At 59.8% G+C, this 16,865-nt stretch carries 14 protein-coding genes; 8 read left to right on the top strand and 6 right to left on the bottom strand.

The features are described from left to right. Positions 1 to 5 precede the first annotated feature (5 nt). The 6 genes from IEI95_RS05810 to IEI95_RS05835 all read right to left on the bottom strand — a co-directional run bounded on the left by IEI95_RS05810 (position 6) and on the right by IEI95_RS05835 (position 6,657). Positions 6 to 890, bottom strand: a complete 885-nt coding sequence (locus tag IEI95_RS05810) for an ATP-binding cassette domain-containing protein (RefSeq protein WP_156532100.1) — start codon at positions 888 to 890, stop codon at positions 6 to 8. Further along, entirely contained in the window at positions 887 to 1,720 is an 834-nt protein-coding gene (locus tag IEI95_RS05815; RefSeq protein WP_156532099.1) for an ABC transporter ATP-binding protein, read from the bottom strand. Before IEI95_RS05815 ends, IEI95_RS05810 begins: the two co-directional genes overlap by 4 nt. Further along, positions 1,717 to 2,565, bottom strand: a complete 849-nt coding sequence (locus IEI95_RS05820) for an ABC transporter permease (RefSeq protein ID WP_156537321.1) — start codon at positions 2,563 to 2,565, stop codon at positions 1,717 to 1,719. Before IEI95_RS05820 ends, IEI95_RS05815 begins: the two co-directional genes overlap by 4 nt. After that, positions 2,562 to 3,485, bottom strand: a complete 924-nt coding sequence (locus IEI95_RS05825; protein ID WP_071584484.1) for an ABC transporter permease — start codon at positions 3,483 to 3,485, stop codon at positions 2,562 to 2,564. The genes IEI95_RS05820 and IEI95_RS05825 overlap by 4 nt, the downstream gene beginning before the upstream one ends. A 156-nt stretch (positions 3,486 to 3,641) precedes the next feature. Then, on the bottom strand, positions 3,642 to 5,195 hold the full coding sequence (locus tag IEI95_RS05830) for an ABC transporter substrate-binding protein (protein WP_156537323.1): 1,554 nt from the start codon (positions 5,193 to 5,195) through the stop codon (positions 3,642 to 3,644). A gap of 40 nt (positions 5,196 to 5,235) precedes the next feature. Then, positions 5,236 to 6,657 (bottom strand): amidase, encoded by a 1,422-nt coding sequence (locus tag IEI95_RS05835; RefSeq protein WP_156537324.1) that lies wholly within the window; start codon positions 6,655 to 6,657, stop codon positions 5,236 to 5,238. A 179-nt stretch (positions 6,658 to 6,836) separates the two neighbouring features. Between IEI95_RS05835 and IEI95_RS05840 the strand changes: the two genes are divergently transcribed. The 8 genes from IEI95_RS05840 (at position 6,837) to IEI95_RS05875 (ending at position 16,859) form a co-directional block, all read left to right on the top strand. Further along, positions 6,837 to 9,422 (top strand): winged helix-turn-helix domain-containing protein, encoded by a 2,586-nt coding sequence (locus IEI95_RS05840; RefSeq protein WP_156537325.1) that lies wholly within the window; start codon positions 6,837 to 6,839, stop codon positions 9,420 to 9,422. Positions 9,423 to 9,582: 160 nt separating this feature from the next. Beyond that, a complete protein-coding gene (locus tag IEI95_RS05845) occupies positions 9,583 to 10,596 on the top strand; it encodes a LysR family transcriptional regulator (protein WP_070167990.1) in 1,014 nt (337 codons plus the stop codon). Positions 10,597 to 10,708: 112 nt separating this feature from the next. Further along, on the top strand, positions 10,709 to 11,791 hold the full coding sequence (locus IEI95_RS05850) for an extracellular solute-binding protein (RefSeq protein ID WP_234890937.1): 1,083 nt from the start codon (positions 10,709 to 10,711) through the stop codon (positions 11,789 to 11,791). A gap of 3 nt (positions 11,792 to 11,794) precedes the next feature. After that, entirely contained in the window at positions 11,795 to 12,901 is a 1,107-nt protein-coding gene (locus IEI95_RS05855) for an ABC transporter ATP-binding protein (RefSeq protein WP_156532093.1), read from the top strand. Next, positions 12,898 to 13,776: an ABC transporter permease gene (locus tag IEI95_RS05860; protein WP_156532092.1), complete on the top strand. Its 879-nt coding sequence runs from the start codon at positions 12,898 to 12,900 to the stop codon at positions 13,774 to 13,776. Before IEI95_RS05855 ends, IEI95_RS05860 begins: the two co-directional genes overlap by 4 nt. Next, positions 13,773 to 14,570: an ABC transporter permease gene (locus IEI95_RS05865; RefSeq protein ID WP_156532091.1), complete on the top strand. Its 798-nt coding sequence runs from the start codon at positions 13,773 to 13,775 to the stop codon at positions 14,568 to 14,570. Before IEI95_RS05860 ends, IEI95_RS05865 begins: the two co-directional genes overlap by 4 nt. After that, positions 14,563 to 16,044, top strand: coding sequence for a SidA/IucD/PvdA family monooxygenase (locus tag IEI95_RS05870; protein WP_156532090.1), 1,482 nt, complete (start codon positions 14,563 to 14,565; stop codon positions 16,042 to 16,044). The genes IEI95_RS05865 and IEI95_RS05870 overlap by 8 nt, the downstream gene beginning before the upstream one ends. Beyond that, positions 16,041 to 16,859 (top strand): creatininase family protein, encoded by an 819-nt coding sequence (locus IEI95_RS05875; RefSeq protein WP_156532089.1) that lies wholly within the window; start codon positions 16,041 to 16,043, stop codon positions 16,857 to 16,859. The genes IEI95_RS05870 and IEI95_RS05875 overlap by 4 nt, the downstream gene beginning before the upstream one ends. Positions 16,860 to 16,865 lie beyond the last annotated feature (6 nt).

The raw sequence follows: 16,865 nt of genomic DNA on the forward strand, positions 1-16,865 counted from the left end.
ATCCATTACATAGGGCTATGCGCCAAGACCCAATGGCCGGGCGAAACCGCCTCATAGGGATCATCATCATTATGGATGGGGAGCGAAACGGGCGTGCGTCGCTCACCGCTACGGCGGCGGCCAAGGCGAGGAACGGCTTCAAGCAGGCTCTTCGTGTAAGGATGCCGGGCATTTTCAACGATCGCTTCGACCGGACCATATTCCACGATGCGACCATGATGCATCACGGCGACCCGGTCGCAGAGATGGGCAACGACTGCCATGTCATGCGAGATGAACAGGTAGGAGAGAAAATTCTCTTTCTGCAAATCGGCCAGAAGGTCGAGAATCTGGGCCTGAATACTGACATCAAGGGCAGAAACGGGTTCATCGGCAATCACCACCTGCGGCCCTGGCGCAAGTGCACGGGCAATGGCGATACGTTGACGCTGGCCGCCGGAAAACTCATGCGGATAGCGATCCGCATAGTCCCGCTTGAGCCCAACTTTCTCCAGGAGATCCGCAACGCTCTCGCCGATTTCTTTCCAATTGGCGACGCCAGTGGCGTAGATCCCCTCCCCGATCTGGCGACCGATCTTCAGTCTGGGATTGAGAGAGGAATATGGATCCTGAAAGATCATCTGACAATGGCGAAACGCCTCACGGCGCAGCGGCGCTGAAAGACCGGCAATATCGGTGCCGCCGATGCGGATCGTGCCTTTATCAGCGGTTTCAAGCCCGACGGCGATACGGCCCAGCGTCGATTTACCGGAACCGCTTTCGCCGATCACCCCGAGCGTTTCGCCGCGCCCGAGACTGAGAGACACACCGTTGAGCGCCCTCACCTCTCGCCCGTTCGCGGAAAATACCTTGCGGATAGTCTCAAGGGCCAGGATTGGTTCTGTGGTCATCTGGCATTGGCCTTTGTCTTGTCGCGGCGCTGCTGCATGGCCCGTTCGACGGTCAGATGCGAGGCCAGCAACGCTTTGGTATAGTCATGCTGCGGCGCAGATAGAATTTGCGCGACCGGGCCTGTTTCAACGATGCGCCCACCGCGCATGACCGCGACACGATCCGCCGTTTCGGCAACCACACCGATGTCATGGGTGATCAACAGAATGCCTGACCCGTGGCGCAGTTTGAGATCAACAAGCAGATCCAGCACCTGCGCCTGGACTGTCACGTCAAGTGCTGTGGTCGGCTCATCGGCAATCAGCACGCCGGGTTTCAGGGTCAGGGCAGCGGCAATCATCACACGCTGGCGCATACCGCCGGACAGTTGATGCGGATACTGACCGAGAATGCGCCGGGGTTCGGGAATACGGACATCCTCAAGAGCGGCAATGGCCTGCTCCAGCGCCAGACGACGCGCCATACCCTTATGGCGGATCAAGCCTTCGCTCATCTGGCGGCCTATGGTCAGGACCGGATTGAGCGACGTCATCGGCTCCTGGAAGATCATGCCGATTTTGGCGCCACGCACATCTTCCATGTCCCGGCGCTGGAGCCCTGCAATATTCTGCCCGTCGATCTCGATTGTGCCTGACATTGTCCCCGCCTCGGGCAGAAGACGCATGATCGACAGCGACGTCATGCTCTTGCCGCTGCCGGATTCGCCGACAAGGGCGAGGATCTCTCCCCGGGCAAGGTCGAACCCGACACCGTCGACAGCGGCGAACGGCCCTTGTCTGGTGGGGAAGGCAACCGTCAGATCGCGGACTCGCAGATAAGGTTGCGTCATGGCCTTGCCTTTCGGCGGGGGTCGATGAGGTCCCTGAGACTGTCACCGATCAGATTGAAGGAAAGGACGGTGAGGCAGATCGCCAATCCCGGAAAGATCAATATCCACGGGGCTTTGGTGATATAATTGCGCCCCGAGGCAAGGATAGCGCCCCATTCAGGCGATGGCGGCTGGACCCCAAGCCCCAGAAACGACAGTCCGGCGGCGGACAGGATGGCGGACGAAAATCCGAGTGTTGCCATAACGATCAGGCTTTGCACGATATTCGGCATGACATGGACACGGACCAGCCGCGCGGACCGGGTGCCTGCAAGTCTGGCGGCCTCGACATAGGGTTTTGCCCGCTCGGCAGCCGCAAGGCCGTAGGCCACCCGCGCATAAAAGGGAACGAGGCTGATGGCAATTGCCAGCGTTGCGTTCTCTATTCCAGGCCCGAGGAAAGCCACCAGCGCAAGGGCGATCAACGTATCGGGAAACGAATAGAGCACATCGATAAGCCGCAACAGCAAAGCCTCAACAAGCCGGCCACCGAAAGCGGCGATCAGACCGATGAGACCGCCGATCACCAGACCGCTGACGACAGCGCTGAGGCCGATGCCAAGCGACAACCGCCCGCCGAGCAGCACGCGGCTGAAAAGGTCGCGGCCAAATTCGTCGGTTCCGAAAAGATGCGCTGCCGATGGCGCCGACAACCGGGGCCCTGACGCCATCCTCATCGGATCAAACGGAGCAATATAGGATGACAGCAGAGAAAGCAGCACGATGACAAGTGCCAAGGCCAGCCCTATCGTCACACTGACAGGCAATCTGAGAGAAAACATGCTGCGTTTTGCGATGCTGGTCATCTTTGCCTCATGCGGGGATCAAGAAAGCCGTAGAGAATGTCGATCAGCATCGAAACGATGACAACCGAACTGGCGAAGACAACAATGAAGCCCTGGATCATCGGATAGTCACGCTCCAGCATGGCCTGGACGGCCAGGCGGCCGATGCCATTCCACGAAAAGACGTTCTCGATGATCACCTGACCGCCGAGGAGATAGGCAAAGACCAGCCCGACCACCGTGACGATACTGATCAACGCCGGCTTCAGGGCATGAACCAAAAGTACCTGATATTCACGAAGCCCGCGCGCACGGGCCGTGCGAATATAATCCTCGGCCAGGACCTCGACGAGGGCGGAGCGCGTCATGCGCGCCACCAGGGCGCAGTAGGTCAGACCCAGGGTCAAGGCTGGCAGGATAATGTTGCGCAAACCCGAACCCGCGACTGGCAACCAGCCGAGCTTCAGCGAAAACACCTGGATCATGATCAGCCCTAACCAGAAACCGGGGATGGAGACACCCAGCACCGCAATCACCATGACCGCCGTATCGGTCAGCTTTCCGCGGTGAATTGCCGCCAGAAAACCAAGCGGTATGCCGATGGCAAGCGCAACGCCGAGCCCCGAAACCGCCAGAACAAAGGTGTTCGGCAACCGCTGGAGCAGCAATCTTGCGACAGGTTCGTTGCCGCGGATTGTCATGCCAAGATCACCCTGGAAAACGTGCAAGGTATAGAGCCCCACCTGCTGCCATACCGGCAGATCAAGCCCCAGCCTGGCCCGCATTTGCGCCATCGCTTCCGGACTTGCGGTTACGGACTGCGCCATCATCGCGGTGACCGGATCGCCAGGGACGATATGGATGAGAATGCCCGACAGGATAATGACAGACACAACCGTTGCCAGAGCAATGAGCAGCCGTTTTAAAATGAGAACAAGCATTGGAACCCGTCTGTATCGGAAGGCTGCCCCGGCCTACAGCGCCGTGCGCAATATATGGCGCACCGCGCTGTAGTTCGTTATATATGCTGCATAATTTTCTCTTTAAACCGATTCCGGTTTAAAGAATGATGCAGTAGCCGGAGCAGCGATTCCCCATTATGGCTTGACGCTTACGTCGTTGAAAAGCAGCGAGACCATGAAGCCCATCTTGAAGCCATCGACTTTCGATGTCGATGCCATCAACCAGCCCCAACCAGGCGACAGCAGCGGGATCGCATAGGCATTCTGCATCAGATATTTTTCAATATCATGGATCTTGGCGGCCCGTGCATCACCTGAAAGCTTGCGCTGCTCGTCCAGCATGCCGTCGAGGTCGGCGTTGATGCCCATATTGACGAAGCCGGGACGTTTCCAAAGGAAAGTGAGGTAGTCCGGATCGACACCCGACATGCCCATGGTCCAGACGGCAGGTTCGCCATCGGTGCGTTCGTTGACGCCTTTCATATAGTCGAAATAAGCGGCCACTTCGCGGGTCTCGATCTCGGCCTGAACGCCGATGGCCGCCAGATCCTGCTGCATGATCTGGTGCATCTGGTCCCAGCCCGGCAGCTTGTGAACGAGAAGCTTCACCTTCAGCGGTTTTTCCGGCGTGTAGCCCGCCTTGGCCATCAAAGCCTTGGCGGCTTCGGGGTCAAATTTGACGCCCCAGGTGGCGCAAAGTGCCTCATCGGTCGAGAACAGGTTCGGTGCCACAGGGCAATTGGCGGTGTTGACGAGGCCTTCAAAGGCAATCGACGCGTAGGCGTCGCGGTTCATTGCCATGCCGATCGCCTTGCGGATATCCGGATTGTCGAGCGGCTTGATCTTCCAGGTGAAGGCGGCCAGCATTTGCTGGCCGGACAGGTCTGCTGCGTAGACCTTGAAATTGCTGTCGGCCTTCAGGTCGGCGGCTTCTTCCAGAGATGGCTCGACCATATCGACTTCGCCGGAGCGCAGGGCGGCCATTCTGGCCACCGCTTCCGGAATGACCTTGAAGGTCAGCATGTCGATATGCGGTTTGCCGGGGTTTTCGATCAGTGGGTTGGCGTTCTGGTAATCGGCATTCGCCTCCAGCTGGATGCTGTCATTGCGGGTCCAGTTGACGAATTTAAACGGGCCGGTGCCAATCGGCTTGAATTCCTTGGCCGCTGCCGAGGACGGGCAGATAAAACCCGCCTGGATGCTGGTCAGGAAGGATGTGAAGGGACCATAGGGTTCGGACAGAGTGACTTTCAGCACCTTGCCCTCGACGCTGCTTTTGGTAATTGGGCCCCAGGCCGAGAGGTTCGGATTGACGGTCGCAGGATCAAGCGCCCGATCCAGGCTGGCCTTGGCCGCCGCCGCATCAAACGTGCTGCCATCGTGGCATTTAATGCCATCGCGGATGGTGAAATCATAGGATTTGCCATCCGGTGCCATCGTCCAGGCACTGGCCAGGCCCGGATGGACGGAACCGTCCTTGGCCATCGTCAGCAATGTATCGAAGATCAGGTTGGTGATCTGCAAGGACTGTGTCGTGCTTGCCTTTTGCGGATCGAGGCCATCGGCATCGACAGAGCGCGCAACAGTCAGCTCGGCAGCGCTGGCTGAAAACCCGGTGAGAGCTGCGGCAAGTACGACCACGGCAGCGGTGCTGCGGGCAAGCGGGGATTTGTCTGGTTTGTGGTTCATGCATCGTTCCCTTTGTTTTGTATTTTTATGCGTTTCAGTTTCATGCGACCGAAATCTGCGGTCGTCGATGGCTCCATGGACGAGCGACCTCGAGCTGCGCGGCAAGTCTGAACAACAAACCTTCGCCAGTCGGTGCAGCCGCAAACTGAACGCCAATCGGCAGGCATTCGTCGTTCCAGACGAGCGGCACCGACATGGCCGGTGATCCATTGACGTTGAAGATATGCGTATAAGGCATCCACGACAGATAAAACGCATAGTGTCCGCGCATCGAGGTCGATGCGGGGAAAGCCTCATGCGGAAGCGGTGGCTGGGCTAGCGTTGGCGACAGGAAGACATCAAAGGTTTCGAATGTCGAGGAGACGGCTGAGGCCACCTCATGCAGGCGCGTCGTGGCGATATTGACATCAACCGCGCTGATGCGGTTTCCAGCCTCGATCATGTCCCACAGCATCTGCGGAAAATCATCCTGCGTCAGCTTGCGCCCGAGGACGCCTTCCTCAAGACGCATGTCGGTTGCGTATTCGGCGAGAATATAGGTCTCAAAAGCATCCCAGCCGTCATCAGGCAAGTCGATATCGAAGGGCTCGCAATGATGACCCAGGCTCTCAAGCAGCTTGACGGTCTCGGCGACCGCAGCCTTGCAATCAGCATGGGTTTCTGCGCCGTAAGGCGCCCTGGTCGAAACGGCAATTCTCAGCTTGCCGGGATCGCGTCCCACCTCGTCCGCGAATTGACCCCCTGCGGGACTGTTGAAGAATTGCCCTCTATGCGGTCCGGCGGTCGCATCGAGAAGGGCGGCGCTATCGCGGACGGAGCGGGTTAGCGCATGTTCCACCAGCATGCCCTGCCAGGTGCTTCCCGCAGGTGCAACCGGATTGCGGCCCCGGCTCGGCTTCATGCCGAAACATCCACAGACGGAGGATGGCACACGGATCGAACCGCCGCCGTCATTGCCGTGACCCATTGGCACGATGCCCGCCGCAACTGCCGCTGCGGTGCCACCGCTGGACGTCCCCGCCGTGCGACCCGGATTCCATGGATTATTGGTGACGCCATGCGCCCGCGAACGGGTCGTCCAGTCCATGGCCAGCTCCGGCACAGCCGTCTTGGCAAAAGTGACAAGCCCGGCCTTCTTGAAGCGGCGCACCAATTCGCTGTCTTGCTGCGGCGTGACAGCGGCGCGCGGCGGCCATCCGGCCCCCGTGGGCTGCCCGGCGTAATGCGCGGTGAGGTCCTTCAGAACGAAAGGGACGCCTTTGAACGGGCCATCCTTCAGCTCTTCCTTTATGAAGCGGCGAGCTTCGTCTTCGAATGTTGCGACAATGGCGTTCAATGCGGGATTGGTCGCCGCCACGCCGGCAAGCGCGGTTTCCAGCAGTTCGGTTGGCTGAACGTCTCCCTTTCTAACAAGCTCTGCCAGCCCAGTCGCATCATAGGTTCGATATTCGCTTAACTGCAATTTTCCGGCCTCCAATGGCGAAGTTGCCTAAAAATACGGCCAGCACTTATTTTTGGCATGATCCCGAAGGGTGAGATGCTAAAATTTTCCAATCTCACCCTAAAGAGTGATAGGCTCAGCGAACTCAATGATTTTCAGGGGGACCTGTGCAACGAACGCGCCTTTTAAACAGACGATCTGTGCCGCCCAGCGCTTCGACAGGCCTGATCGACCGTCCGCGCCTGACGCGCCTGTCGCAGCTTCTCAGCAAACACCGGCTGGCACTCGTTCATGCACCGGCTGGCTCCGGCAAGACCACGCTTCTCGCCCAATGGCATCGGAGCCTGTCGGATGCCGGGTTTTCGACCGTCTGGTATTCGGCAAGCGAAGACGACAAAGATCCGTTCAATTTCGCCGAGGGCCTGCTCCAGGCACTTCAGCAATCGATCGCTGATAATCGCGATCATCTGCCCTCCCTTGATCGCGCCGACGCGCTGCAACGCTTGACGGCTCTGCTCACCGATCAATCCATCCGCCAGCCGCTGGCCTTGTTTATCGACGATTACCATCTGGCCGAAGGCGGCGATGGTGGCGAGGCGATCAATACGATCCTCGCCAGCCGCTTGCCGAGCCTGACCGTCGTGCTCGCCAGCCGCAACCGGCCTGCCATACCCGTTGGCCGGTACCGGGCCAACGGCGAGATGATCGACATTGCCGTGGAAGACCTGCATTTCAGTGAGGAAGAGACCGAGGCGTTTTTCCGCACCGCCTCCAATGTCGCCTTGACGGCAGACGAAAGCCGCCAGATGCATGATCATACCGAGGGTTGGGCGGTCGGCCTGCGGCTGGCAGCCCTGGTCACAGGGCGAGCGACGGGCAATTTCGTCGCAGCTGCGCCATCTGGAAGCCATCGCGCATTTGCCGACTATTTCCTGGAGGAAGTGATTGCCGGACTGCCTGCCGAGGTTTGTGACTTCCTCGCCAAGACCTCCCTGCTGGAAACGCTGAATGCCGACCTCTGCAACGCTGTGACCGGTCGGCATGACGGGGACCGGATGCTGGCCTTCCTGGAGCAAAGCCAACTGTTTGTCGTTGAGCTTCCGGGAACGCAGCGTTGGTACAAATATCACCATCTGTTTCAGGAGTTTCTGCAAACCCGCCTTTATGGCGACGACCGGCCTGCTGTCGAAGACATTCACGCCCGCGCCGCGCAATGGTTCATCGACAATGGTTCGCCGGTCGATGCCGTCCGTCATGCCTTTCTCGCGCGCCAGTCCAAATGGGCGGCGGAGTTGATCGAAACCTACTGTCTGTACGACTATCTCAGCCATGGCCGTTTTGACACCTATTCCCGCTGGATGCAGCAACTGCCCCGAGAGGCCTGCGAGGAAAGGCCGCTGCTGCTTTTCCTGCACGTGTGGCGATCCATCAACATGCGCCGCTTCTTGCAAGCCGAGCAAACCCTTCAGACGATAGAAGCGGCAGCCAGCGACCCCAACAGCCCTGTATCCGTCATCGCGACACGAACCGGCCTTGATCTCAGCGGACGGCTTCATCTCATGCGGGCGCTTATCGGTGCCTATGGCGGTGATTTCACAGTCGGAAGCTTTCACCTCTCCCAACTGGCCGGAAAAGAGCTTGACCGGCTGGCTTTTGGACAAGTCGACCTCGACTCCATTCACAGCTATGTCGCCTTCAATCTGGGCAAGCTGGATCTGGCAGAGCGGCTGACATGGCGGGCAAACGGCGTCTATGACGACATGGCCTGCCATTGGGGCGGGATTCATTCCCGCTGCATTGCCGCCATGTCCTACCTCGCCCGTGCGCTGTTTCAGGAAGCCCGGCATGTGATTGTCGAAGCCCTGGCGATTGCCGAGCAGAATTTCGGGGAACACTCCTACATGGTCGCCCTGCCCTCGGCGCTTTTGGGACTGATTGCCTATGACGACAATGATCTTGAAAAGGCCGAGCGCCTGTGGCGACGGGCGATCCCGGCTGAAAAGGCAACGGATGTTTCCGGGCTGTGCGAACGGATCCTCATTGCCACAACCGGTCTCGTGCGGCTTCTCGATATAATTGGCCGGGTCGAGGAGGCAACGGCACTTCTCGTTCGTGCCAGCAGGAGAGCCTATGAGGCGGAAGATTTTCGCCTCGAATTCCAGCTCGGTATAGAGCGGGCCGACCGGGCCTTTCGTCTCAACAGCCCCGCAGAGGGCCGCCGCGAATGGGAACGGCTGTCGCTGCAATTGCCCGAGGCGCGCAACAGGTTTCCCTCTTCCGCCTGGCAGATATGGGACCCATTTCGCATTGTCGAGGCCAGAATCCTGCGCAATGCAGGGCAGATCGATGCGGCAGCGGAAAAGCTGCGGGTGCTTGCCGCAGGGGCGCGGCAGGAAGGCCGTATTCTGATGGCGCGACAGGCAGAAGCGCTCGCCACTGTCATCGCGCCCGCCCATGAGACCGAGGGGACGCAGCCTGCGGATCTTGAGGATGACATCATGGCGACGCGGCGCATCTTGCGCGATTTCGTTTCACCCGTTGCCGCGTCTCCGAACCCCGGCGGAGGGCAAAGGCAGGAGGCCCGGCTCAGTCTGCGTGGCTCCCTCACCGAGTTGACGCAGCGGGAAGACGACGTGCTGCAATTGATGCGGTGGGGGCTTTCCAACAGCGAAATCGCCACCAGGCTCGATATCAATTTGAATACCGTGAAATCGCATGCCAAGAACATTTTTGCTAAGCTCGGCGTGAAAAGCCGAACCCAAGCCGTTCTGAAGACCCTCGAATAGTGGGTGAGATTGCCGCGAAGTGTCCTTTAGAAGCTTTGCTCGCGACGGCTGTGTCGCGCATAAACAATGGCTCAAAAGCCAAAACGCTCCAGTTTCCAGGTCAGCAACTGGCATAGAAAATGCTTTTCATCAAGTTACTCACGGCCAAAGGAGTACGAGCATGTCGGAGCAGGCCTATGCAAATCTCGATATCCGCATGATGCGCACCCTGCGCTTGCTGCTGACGGAATGCAGCGTATCGCGCACAGCCGATCTGCTGGGTCAGGCGCAACCGACCGTCAGCCTGACCCTGAAGCGGCTGCGCGATATTTTTCAGGACCCGCTGTTGGTGCGTTCCGGCAGTGCGCTGGTGCCGACCGAGCGCGGGATGGCACTGCGCTCAGCCATGAATGACATTCTCGGTCGGATCGATACCCACTTGATTTCTCCGACTGCGTTCGATCCCGCCGTATCCGTTCGTCATTTTCGCGTGGTTGCCAGCAATTGTCTCGGCACCGTCTTCATGCCGCAATTGATCGGCGCGATCACCGACATGGCCCCCGGCATTTCCATCGACGCCTCCCCGATGCCATCGCAAGACGATCTTCTGTCGGGATTGTCGGAGGGCCGGATCGATGCAGTGATCGGCAATTGGCCCCACCCGCCGGAGCACCTGCGCATCGCACCGATGCTGAAGACCGATATCGTCTGCATGGTCAGATCCACGCATCGTTTTGCCCGACGTGACCGGGATCGCATCCGGCTTGATGAATATCTCGAAGAAAGCCATCTGTCGCCGACATCAGAACGAGATGCGCAATTCAGCCCCATCGACGGACGATTGCTCGATCTCGGCGTCAAGCGGCATATCCGCGCCACGGTGCCCGAATATTCCATCGCGCCTTACGTGCTGGCCCGCTCAGACCTCGTCTTCACCACCGGACGGCATTTTGCCGAGCAGGTGGCGCAAACCTTCCCCTTTGCGGTGCTGGACGCTCCGGTGGAATTGGGGCAGATGCATTTCTATACGCTCTGGCACGACCGCAAACATCATGCCCCCGACCAGGCATGGCTGCGCCGGATGATCAAGAATGCCTGTGCAGAGATACAAGCGCTCGACCGCGTCAGCCCCTTGCCTCTCCCGCCGGTGCGCCACATGCACTCCAGTCGGCAGCCCAGCTGGCAACCAGGCTGACGCCAGCCCCATCGCATCCAAACGCAATAGACACTATTGCCTTTGCCTTATGGCCGTTTGGATCGAAAGTCCGCACACTATCCTCATCGCAACAAGAACCGGATGGGGCTCCATGAAACGGACAGGTATCACACGGCGTGACGTGCTGGCGGGAATGGCGGCGGGTGCTGCCGCAGGGGTGGTTTCAAACGCGGGCATCGCACGCGCTGCGGTCTCCGACATGGTCTGGGCCACCTGGGACTCCAACGGCCATCCCGAATATGTCGCCGCCTTCGAAAAGGAAACCGGCGTCAAGGTCAAGCTCTCCTATCTCTCCAGCGAGGACGCACAGTTTGCCGCTCTGAAAACCGGGGCCGCTGCCGATTGGGATATGATCAACCCGTCGCTGAACGGCAGTTGGCGCTATATCAAGGCCGGTCTGCTGAAGGAGCTGGACCTGTCAAAAATTCCCAATGCCAGCCTGATGTATGATGTGTTCAAATCCACGCCGAAGGTGATGGACGATGCCGGCAAGACGTTTGCCATTCCCTATCTCTGGGGCCTGAACCCGATTGTCTACCGCAAGGACAAGTTCGACAAGGAGCCGGACTATACCACGCTCTTCGATGCGAAATATTCCGGCCAACTCGCCATGCGTGATTACGCCCTGGAATCCATCGCCATCGCCGGGCTTGTTGCCGGTGTGCCGCGCGACAAAGTGTTCGTCATGGAGGCCAAGGAACTGGCAGAAGCGAAGAAACTGCTGATTACCCAGAAGCCGCTGTTGCGCACCTATTGGCAGACCATCGGCGACCTGACCAATCTCTTCGCCACCGGTGAAGTCTCCTGCGCCTTCTCCTGGCGCGTACCCTATGACGAGCTGCAGGCCAAACTGCCGATGGGCATGGCCAAGCCGAAGGCTGGCGTGATGGGCTGGTGCGACTGCTTCGGCATGCCTGCCAATCTTTCGCCGGAAAAAACCGAGATCGGCTATAAATTCATCAATTATCTGCTTGGACCGAGCTATTCCACCGATGTGGCCCGGATCGGTCATTACGCCACCACCTCCTCTGTCATCAGAGACAAGCTTTCGCATGAGGAACAGGCAACGATCTTCGTAGACGATATGGACGTGATGAAATCCTTCATGTGGCCGGTGGCGCCGCCCAATTATTCCGACTGGCTGAAAATCTGGAACGAAGTCAAGGCGAGTTGAGGCATGACGCAGGCATGGGATACGACAGCACCGGACCAGAACGCGGGAACCGGTTTGCCGATGCTCTTGTCCGCAAGAGGCCTCGTTAAGTCCTATGGGCGCAACCGTGCGGTCGATGGCGTGGATCTGGACATTCCAGAACGCGCCTTCACCACCTTTCTCGGCCCCTCCGGCTGCGGCAAAACGACGATCCTGCGGATGATCGGCGGGTTTGAAACTCCCGATGCCGGCTCACTGGTGCTCGACGGGCGCTCGCTCACCGGCGTGCCCCCCGAGCGACGACCGGTGAACACGGTCTTCCAGAATTACGCCCTGTTTCCGCATCTGACCGTGTTCGAGAATGTCGCTTTTTCGCTCACCCTGCGCCGTGGTGCGCAGGACCCGGCACCGCGTGTGAAGCGGGCGTTGGACGCCGTTCACATGGGCGAATTCACCAGCCGCTATCCGCATCAGCTATCCGGTGGCCAGCAGCAGCGGGTGGCGGTGGCCCGCGCCATCATTGCCGAGCCGCATCTGCTGCTGCTCGATGAGCCGCTTTCGGCACTGGATCGCAAGATGCGCGGGCATCTGCAGATCGAGCTGAAAGACCTGCAACGCCGCCTCGGCATTGCTTTCGTCTATGTCACCCATGACCAGGAAGAAGCCTTTGCGCTGTCGGATATCGTCGTGGTGATGAACAAGGGCCGCATCGCCCAGAAAGCCGATCCGGTGACGCTTTATGCGCGACCCGCCGACACGTTCGTGGCAGATTTCATCGGGTCAGCCAGCCTGGTGGAGGGCGAGATCCTGGCGCTTGGCACAGAGACGGCAACCATCGGGACGCCGCTTGGAACCATCACCGCTCCCGCCATCCATGGTCTTGCGAAAGGCGAACGCGCCGCCCTGGTGATACGGCCTGAGCATTTACGGCTTGGCAACGCGGACGGTCACGGCCTTGTTCTTTCCGCCCAGGTTCGGCATGTCGTCTTCAAGGGCGACCGCTACCTGATCGAAGCGGATATTTCAGGCGTGACGGTACGGCTGATGGCAGACCGGCCAGCGGAACCAGGATCAACGATCGCGATGACGCTCGATCCCGCTTCATGCTTCATCACGAGGCTTGCATCATGACGCTCGCTCTCAGCCGTGCGCATCTGGCGCTTCCCGTCTCACTGCTGCTGGTCCTGGGCTGTCTCTTGCCCCTGATGCTGCTGGTAGCCTTCAGTCTGTTCACGGTGGATCTGGATGCTTTCGTCATGGTGCCGGACCTCTCCCTGCACAGCTGGGGGCAGATGATGTCCAATCCGGTCTTTGCCCTGTTGATCGGCAAGGCGGTTCTATCCGGACTGGTCACCGCCCTTCTGGCGGCGGTGCTCGGTTATCCCATTGCGCTTGCCATTTCCCGGCTGCCTATCGCCTGGAAGGGCATCGCCCAGATCGTATTGTTGACGCCGCTTTATACCGGCGAAATCGTCCGCATCTATGCCTGGCGGGTGGTTCTGGGCTCGGAAGGGCTGGTCAATGCGGTGCTGAAATGGCTTGGGCTGGTCGATCAGCCCGTCAAATTCCTGTTGTTTTCTCCCTTCACCACTCATCTCGTCCTTCTCTATAACTGCCTGCCCTTTATGGTGTTACCGATCTGGATTTCGGCGGAATTGATCGATCGACGGTTGATCGAAGCGGCCCGCGACCTCGGCGCCCGCCCGTTCGATGCCTTCACCCGAGTAATCTTTCCGCTGACGGTGCCGGGCCTTGCTGTCGGCCTGCTGGCAGTCTTCGCGCTCGCCGCCGGTGACATGCTGACACCAAGCATGCTGGGCGGCACCTCCGGCGCAACCCCGATGGCGATGATCGACAACCTGTTCGGCACCGCCTTCGACTGGCCGCTTGCCTCTGCCTTGGCGTTGAGCCTGCTGATCGCGCTGTTTGCAACGGCAAGCGCTATGGCCTGGCTGCTGCTGCGGCTGAAAGGCGCGCGGGCCGTCCTGCAGGGGGGCTTGAAATGAACCGGCGGATCACCCTGACTCTTGGCCTCGCTGTCGGCTTCTTCTATCTGCCGATCATCGTATTGGCGCTGTTTTCCTTCAATGCCTCCAGCCTGATGGCCTTTCCCTTAAGCGGCTTCACGCTGTCCTGGTACAAAGACCTGTTCAGCAATGCGACCTTTATCAACGGCTTCCTGACCAGTTTCCTGATCTCCCAGCCGGTCGGCATCCTGGCGGCCTTGATCGGTCTGTGCGCGGCCCTGGCACTTGCCTCGCCCAGGCTGCACCTTCGCCCGGTCTTCATCTTTCTGATCATCCTGCCGTTTCTGGTGCCGAAAACGGTGCTGTCAATTGCCCAGGCCATGCTGATGAACTGGGTGGGACTGGGACGCGGGGCCGTTGCTCTCATCGCTGCGCAAACCTTGATCGCCATCCCGTTTGCCACCACCATCATCGCCGCCACCGTCATCCGCCTCGACAAACGGCTGGAAGATGCCGCCCGCGATCTGGGGGCCACCCCTTGGCAAAGCTTTCGCCGTATCGTTCTGCCGCAGTTGAAGGGTGCCATCGGCGCTGCCTATTCCATTGGCGTTATTCTATCGCTGGCCGATCTGACCATCTCGATGTTTCTCGCCGGTCGCACCCAGCCGCTGTCGCTGATTATCGCCTCGCAATTCCGGCGCGAGCTGAAGCCCGACCTCAACGCCATGCAGGTCGTGGTGCTTTTGCTGACAGCCTTGATCGTCATTGTCAGCGAGCTTTATCGCCGCAACCGGCACAAACACAGTATTTCAGGACCCTCAGACCATGCTTGATCCTCTCCCCGATGCCGTGGCCGCACTTGCTCGTTTAAAGGACGCCGCAAGAGCCGATCTTGCCACCCTCGCCTATCCGGCGGCTCCCTGGCTTGCGCCACTGCCCGTCTCTGCCCCATCCGTCTGCGATGTCGCCATCGTTGGCGGGGGACAGTCGGCGATCACCATAGCGGCGGCGCTGAAATGGGATGGGGTCCAGCAGATCCGCCTGTTCGACAGCGCCCCGGCTGGCTCGGAAGGACCATGGACCACCTTTGCCCGAATGGAAGAATTGCGCACCCCCAAAACGGCGGTGGGCAACGAATTCAACGTCGCCAATCTCTCGGTGCGTCGCTGGTTCGAAACCCGCTATGGCATTGAGGCCTGGCAGACGCTGGGCCGCATCCCCCGCACCGACTGGAAGGCCTATCTGGACTGGTATGCCGAGGTTTTCGACATTGCCATTACCAATGAGACCAGCGTGACGGACGTCTCGCCCGAAGGCGACCTGATGGCCGTCACCACTCTGCGGCAGGGCCATGTCGAGCGCCATCTGGCGCGGGCGGTGGTTCTGGCCACCGGATTTGACGGCGCAGGCGCCTGGCGGGTACCGCGCTTCATTTCCGACGCTTTGCCATCGCAGCGCTATGACCATACCAATGGACCGGTGGACTTTAAGCGTTTGAAGGGCAAGAGGATCGGCATTCTCGGCCACGGCGCCTCGGCCTTCGACAATGCCGTCACCGCGCTGAACAGCGGTGCTGCCTCGGTCGATCTCTGCTTTCGCCGGACACGTCTGCCGCGCACCAATCCGCACCGCGCACTGGAAGCACCGCCGCTTCTCAGCGGTTTCGGGGCGCTGTCCGACCATACCCGCTGGCAAATAGCGCGGTTTTTCCGCAGCACCGACCAGCCGCCACCGGTGCGCGCCTTTGAGACAGCAATGGCCCTGCCAGGCTTTACCCTGCGCCCCGCAACGCCTTGGCTGGAAGTGTATGAAAAGGACGGCGCAGTCTCGGTGAAAACGCCCGATGGCGTGCTGGTCTTCGATCATCTGTTGCTGGCAACAGGCATGGATGTCGATCTCTCAGCGCGCCCGGAATTGAAAACCCTGGCCCCGAGGATCGCGGTTTGGGGTGAGCATTTCACGCCTTCAGCCGGAGAAGAAGACGCCCGGCTGTCGCAATTGCCCTATCTCGACCCCTATTATGCGTTCCTGCCGAAGGTGCCGGAAGACGGCTGGGTCAGCCGGGTTTTTGCCTTCAACAGCGCGAGTTTCGTCAGCCACGGCCCGCATTCCACCTCGATCAGCGGCCATCGCTATGCCCTGCCAAGGGTGGTGCGCGGCATCGAGCGCCGGCTGCTGCTGGATCAGGAAAACGCAATCCTGCCGGGGCTGGAGGCCTATTGCTCGCAGGACCTGCCGGTCAGCGATGATTTCGAAGCTGATATTGCTGCCCGAAATGCAGCACGGATGATGGAAAAAGCATCATGATCAGGTCTTTCTATTGGGTGGATCATTCAACCCAGGCCTTTGCCGAACGTGATCTCTCAAAAACCGTGGTGGTGCTTCCCATCGCCGCTGTCGAGCAACACGGGCCGCATCTGCCCGTCGATGTCGATGCGGCCATAAATGCGGAGATCATCCGGCGCACGGTGGCGCGCTTGCAACCGGACACCGACGTCCTGTTCCTGCCGCCCATGGCGGTCGGAAAATCCGACGAGCATATCGCCTTCCCCGGCACGCTGGCAATCTCCGGCGAGACCCTGCGCCATGTGTGGCTGGATCTGGCCCGCAGCGTCAAGCGTGCGGGTGCCGCGAAATTGATCCTGTTCAATTCCCATGGCGGCCAGATGGCGCTGATGGACATCGTCTGCCGCGATATCCGTATCGAGCTTGGCATGTTGGCGGTTTCCTGTTCCTGGTTTCGCATCGCCCCGGTGGACGACCTGTTCTCACGCGACGAAATCGACCACGGCATCCATGGCGGCGACATCGAAACCAGCATGATGCTGGCAATCGCGCCGGAGCGGGTGGCCATGGACAAAGCCGAGAATTTCGTCCCCCTGACGGTGGCAATTGAGAAATCCGGCAGCATGCTGACAGCAGAAGGGGCCGTTGGTTTCGGCTGGCAGGCGCAGGATCTTCATCCGGCGGGCGTCTGCGGCAATGCCAGCAATGCAACGGCGCAGAAAGGCCAGATCGTGCTTGATCGCGCCGCCGATGGGCTTGTCGGCCTGATTGCTGCGACACAGGCCTTCGACCTTTTGCAACTGACATCGCAGACGCGCTTTTCGAACCCGTGCTGAGCGAGG

The organism is Agrobacterium vitis (assembly GCF_014926405.1).
GTDB classification, from domain to species: Bacteria; Pseudomonadota; Alphaproteobacteria; order Rhizobiales; family Rhizobiaceae; genus Allorhizobium; species Allorhizobium vitis_H.

What these genes read in the sequence shown, in the direction of transcription:
- IEI95_RS05810 (WP_156532100.1), bottom strand. Translation starts at nt 890, where the DNA reads ATGACCACAGAACCAATCCTGGCCCTTGAGACTATCCGCAAGGTATTT.
- IEI95_RS05815 (WP_156532099.1), bottom strand. Translation starts at nt 1,720, where the DNA reads ATGACGCAACCTTATCTGCGAGTCCGCGATCTGACGGTTGCCTTCCCC.
- IEI95_RS05820 (WP_156537321.1), bottom strand. Translation starts at nt 2,565, where the DNA reads ATGACCAGCATCGCAAAACGCAGCATGTTTTCTCTCAGATTGCCTGTC.
- IEI95_RS05825 (WP_071584484.1), bottom strand. Translation starts at nt 3,485, where the DNA reads ATGCTTGTTCTCATTTTAAAACGGCTGCTCATTGCTCTGGCAACGGTT.
- IEI95_RS05830 (WP_156537323.1), bottom strand. Translation starts at nt 5,195, where the DNA reads ATGAACCACAAACCAGACAAATCCCCGCTTGCCCGCAGCACCGCTGCC.
- IEI95_RS05845 (WP_070167990.1), top strand. Translation starts at nt 9,583, where the DNA reads ATGTCGGAGCAGGCCTATGCAAATCTCGATATCCGCATGATGCGCACC.
- IEI95_RS05850 (WP_234890937.1), top strand. Translation starts at nt 10,709, where the DNA reads ATGAAACGGACAGGTATCACACGGCGTGACGTGCTGGCGGGAATGGCG.
- IEI95_RS05855 (WP_156532093.1), top strand. Translation starts at nt 11,795, where the DNA reads ATGACGCAGGCATGGGATACGACAGCACCGGACCAGAACGCGGGAACC.
- IEI95_RS05860 (WP_156532092.1), top strand. Translation starts at nt 12,898, where the DNA reads ATGACGCTCGCTCTCAGCCGTGCGCATCTGGCGCTTCCCGTCTCACTG.
- IEI95_RS05865 (WP_156532091.1), top strand. Translation starts at nt 13,773, where the DNA reads ATGAACCGGCGGATCACCCTGACTCTTGGCCTCGCTGTCGGCTTCTTC.
- IEI95_RS05870 (WP_156532090.1), top strand. Translation starts at nt 14,563, where the DNA reads ATGCTTGATCCTCTCCCCGATGCCGTGGCCGCACTTGCTCGTTTAAAG.
- IEI95_RS05875 (WP_156532089.1), top strand. Translation starts at nt 16,041, where the DNA reads ATGATCAGGTCTTTCTATTGGGTGGATCATTCAACCCAGGCCTTTGCC.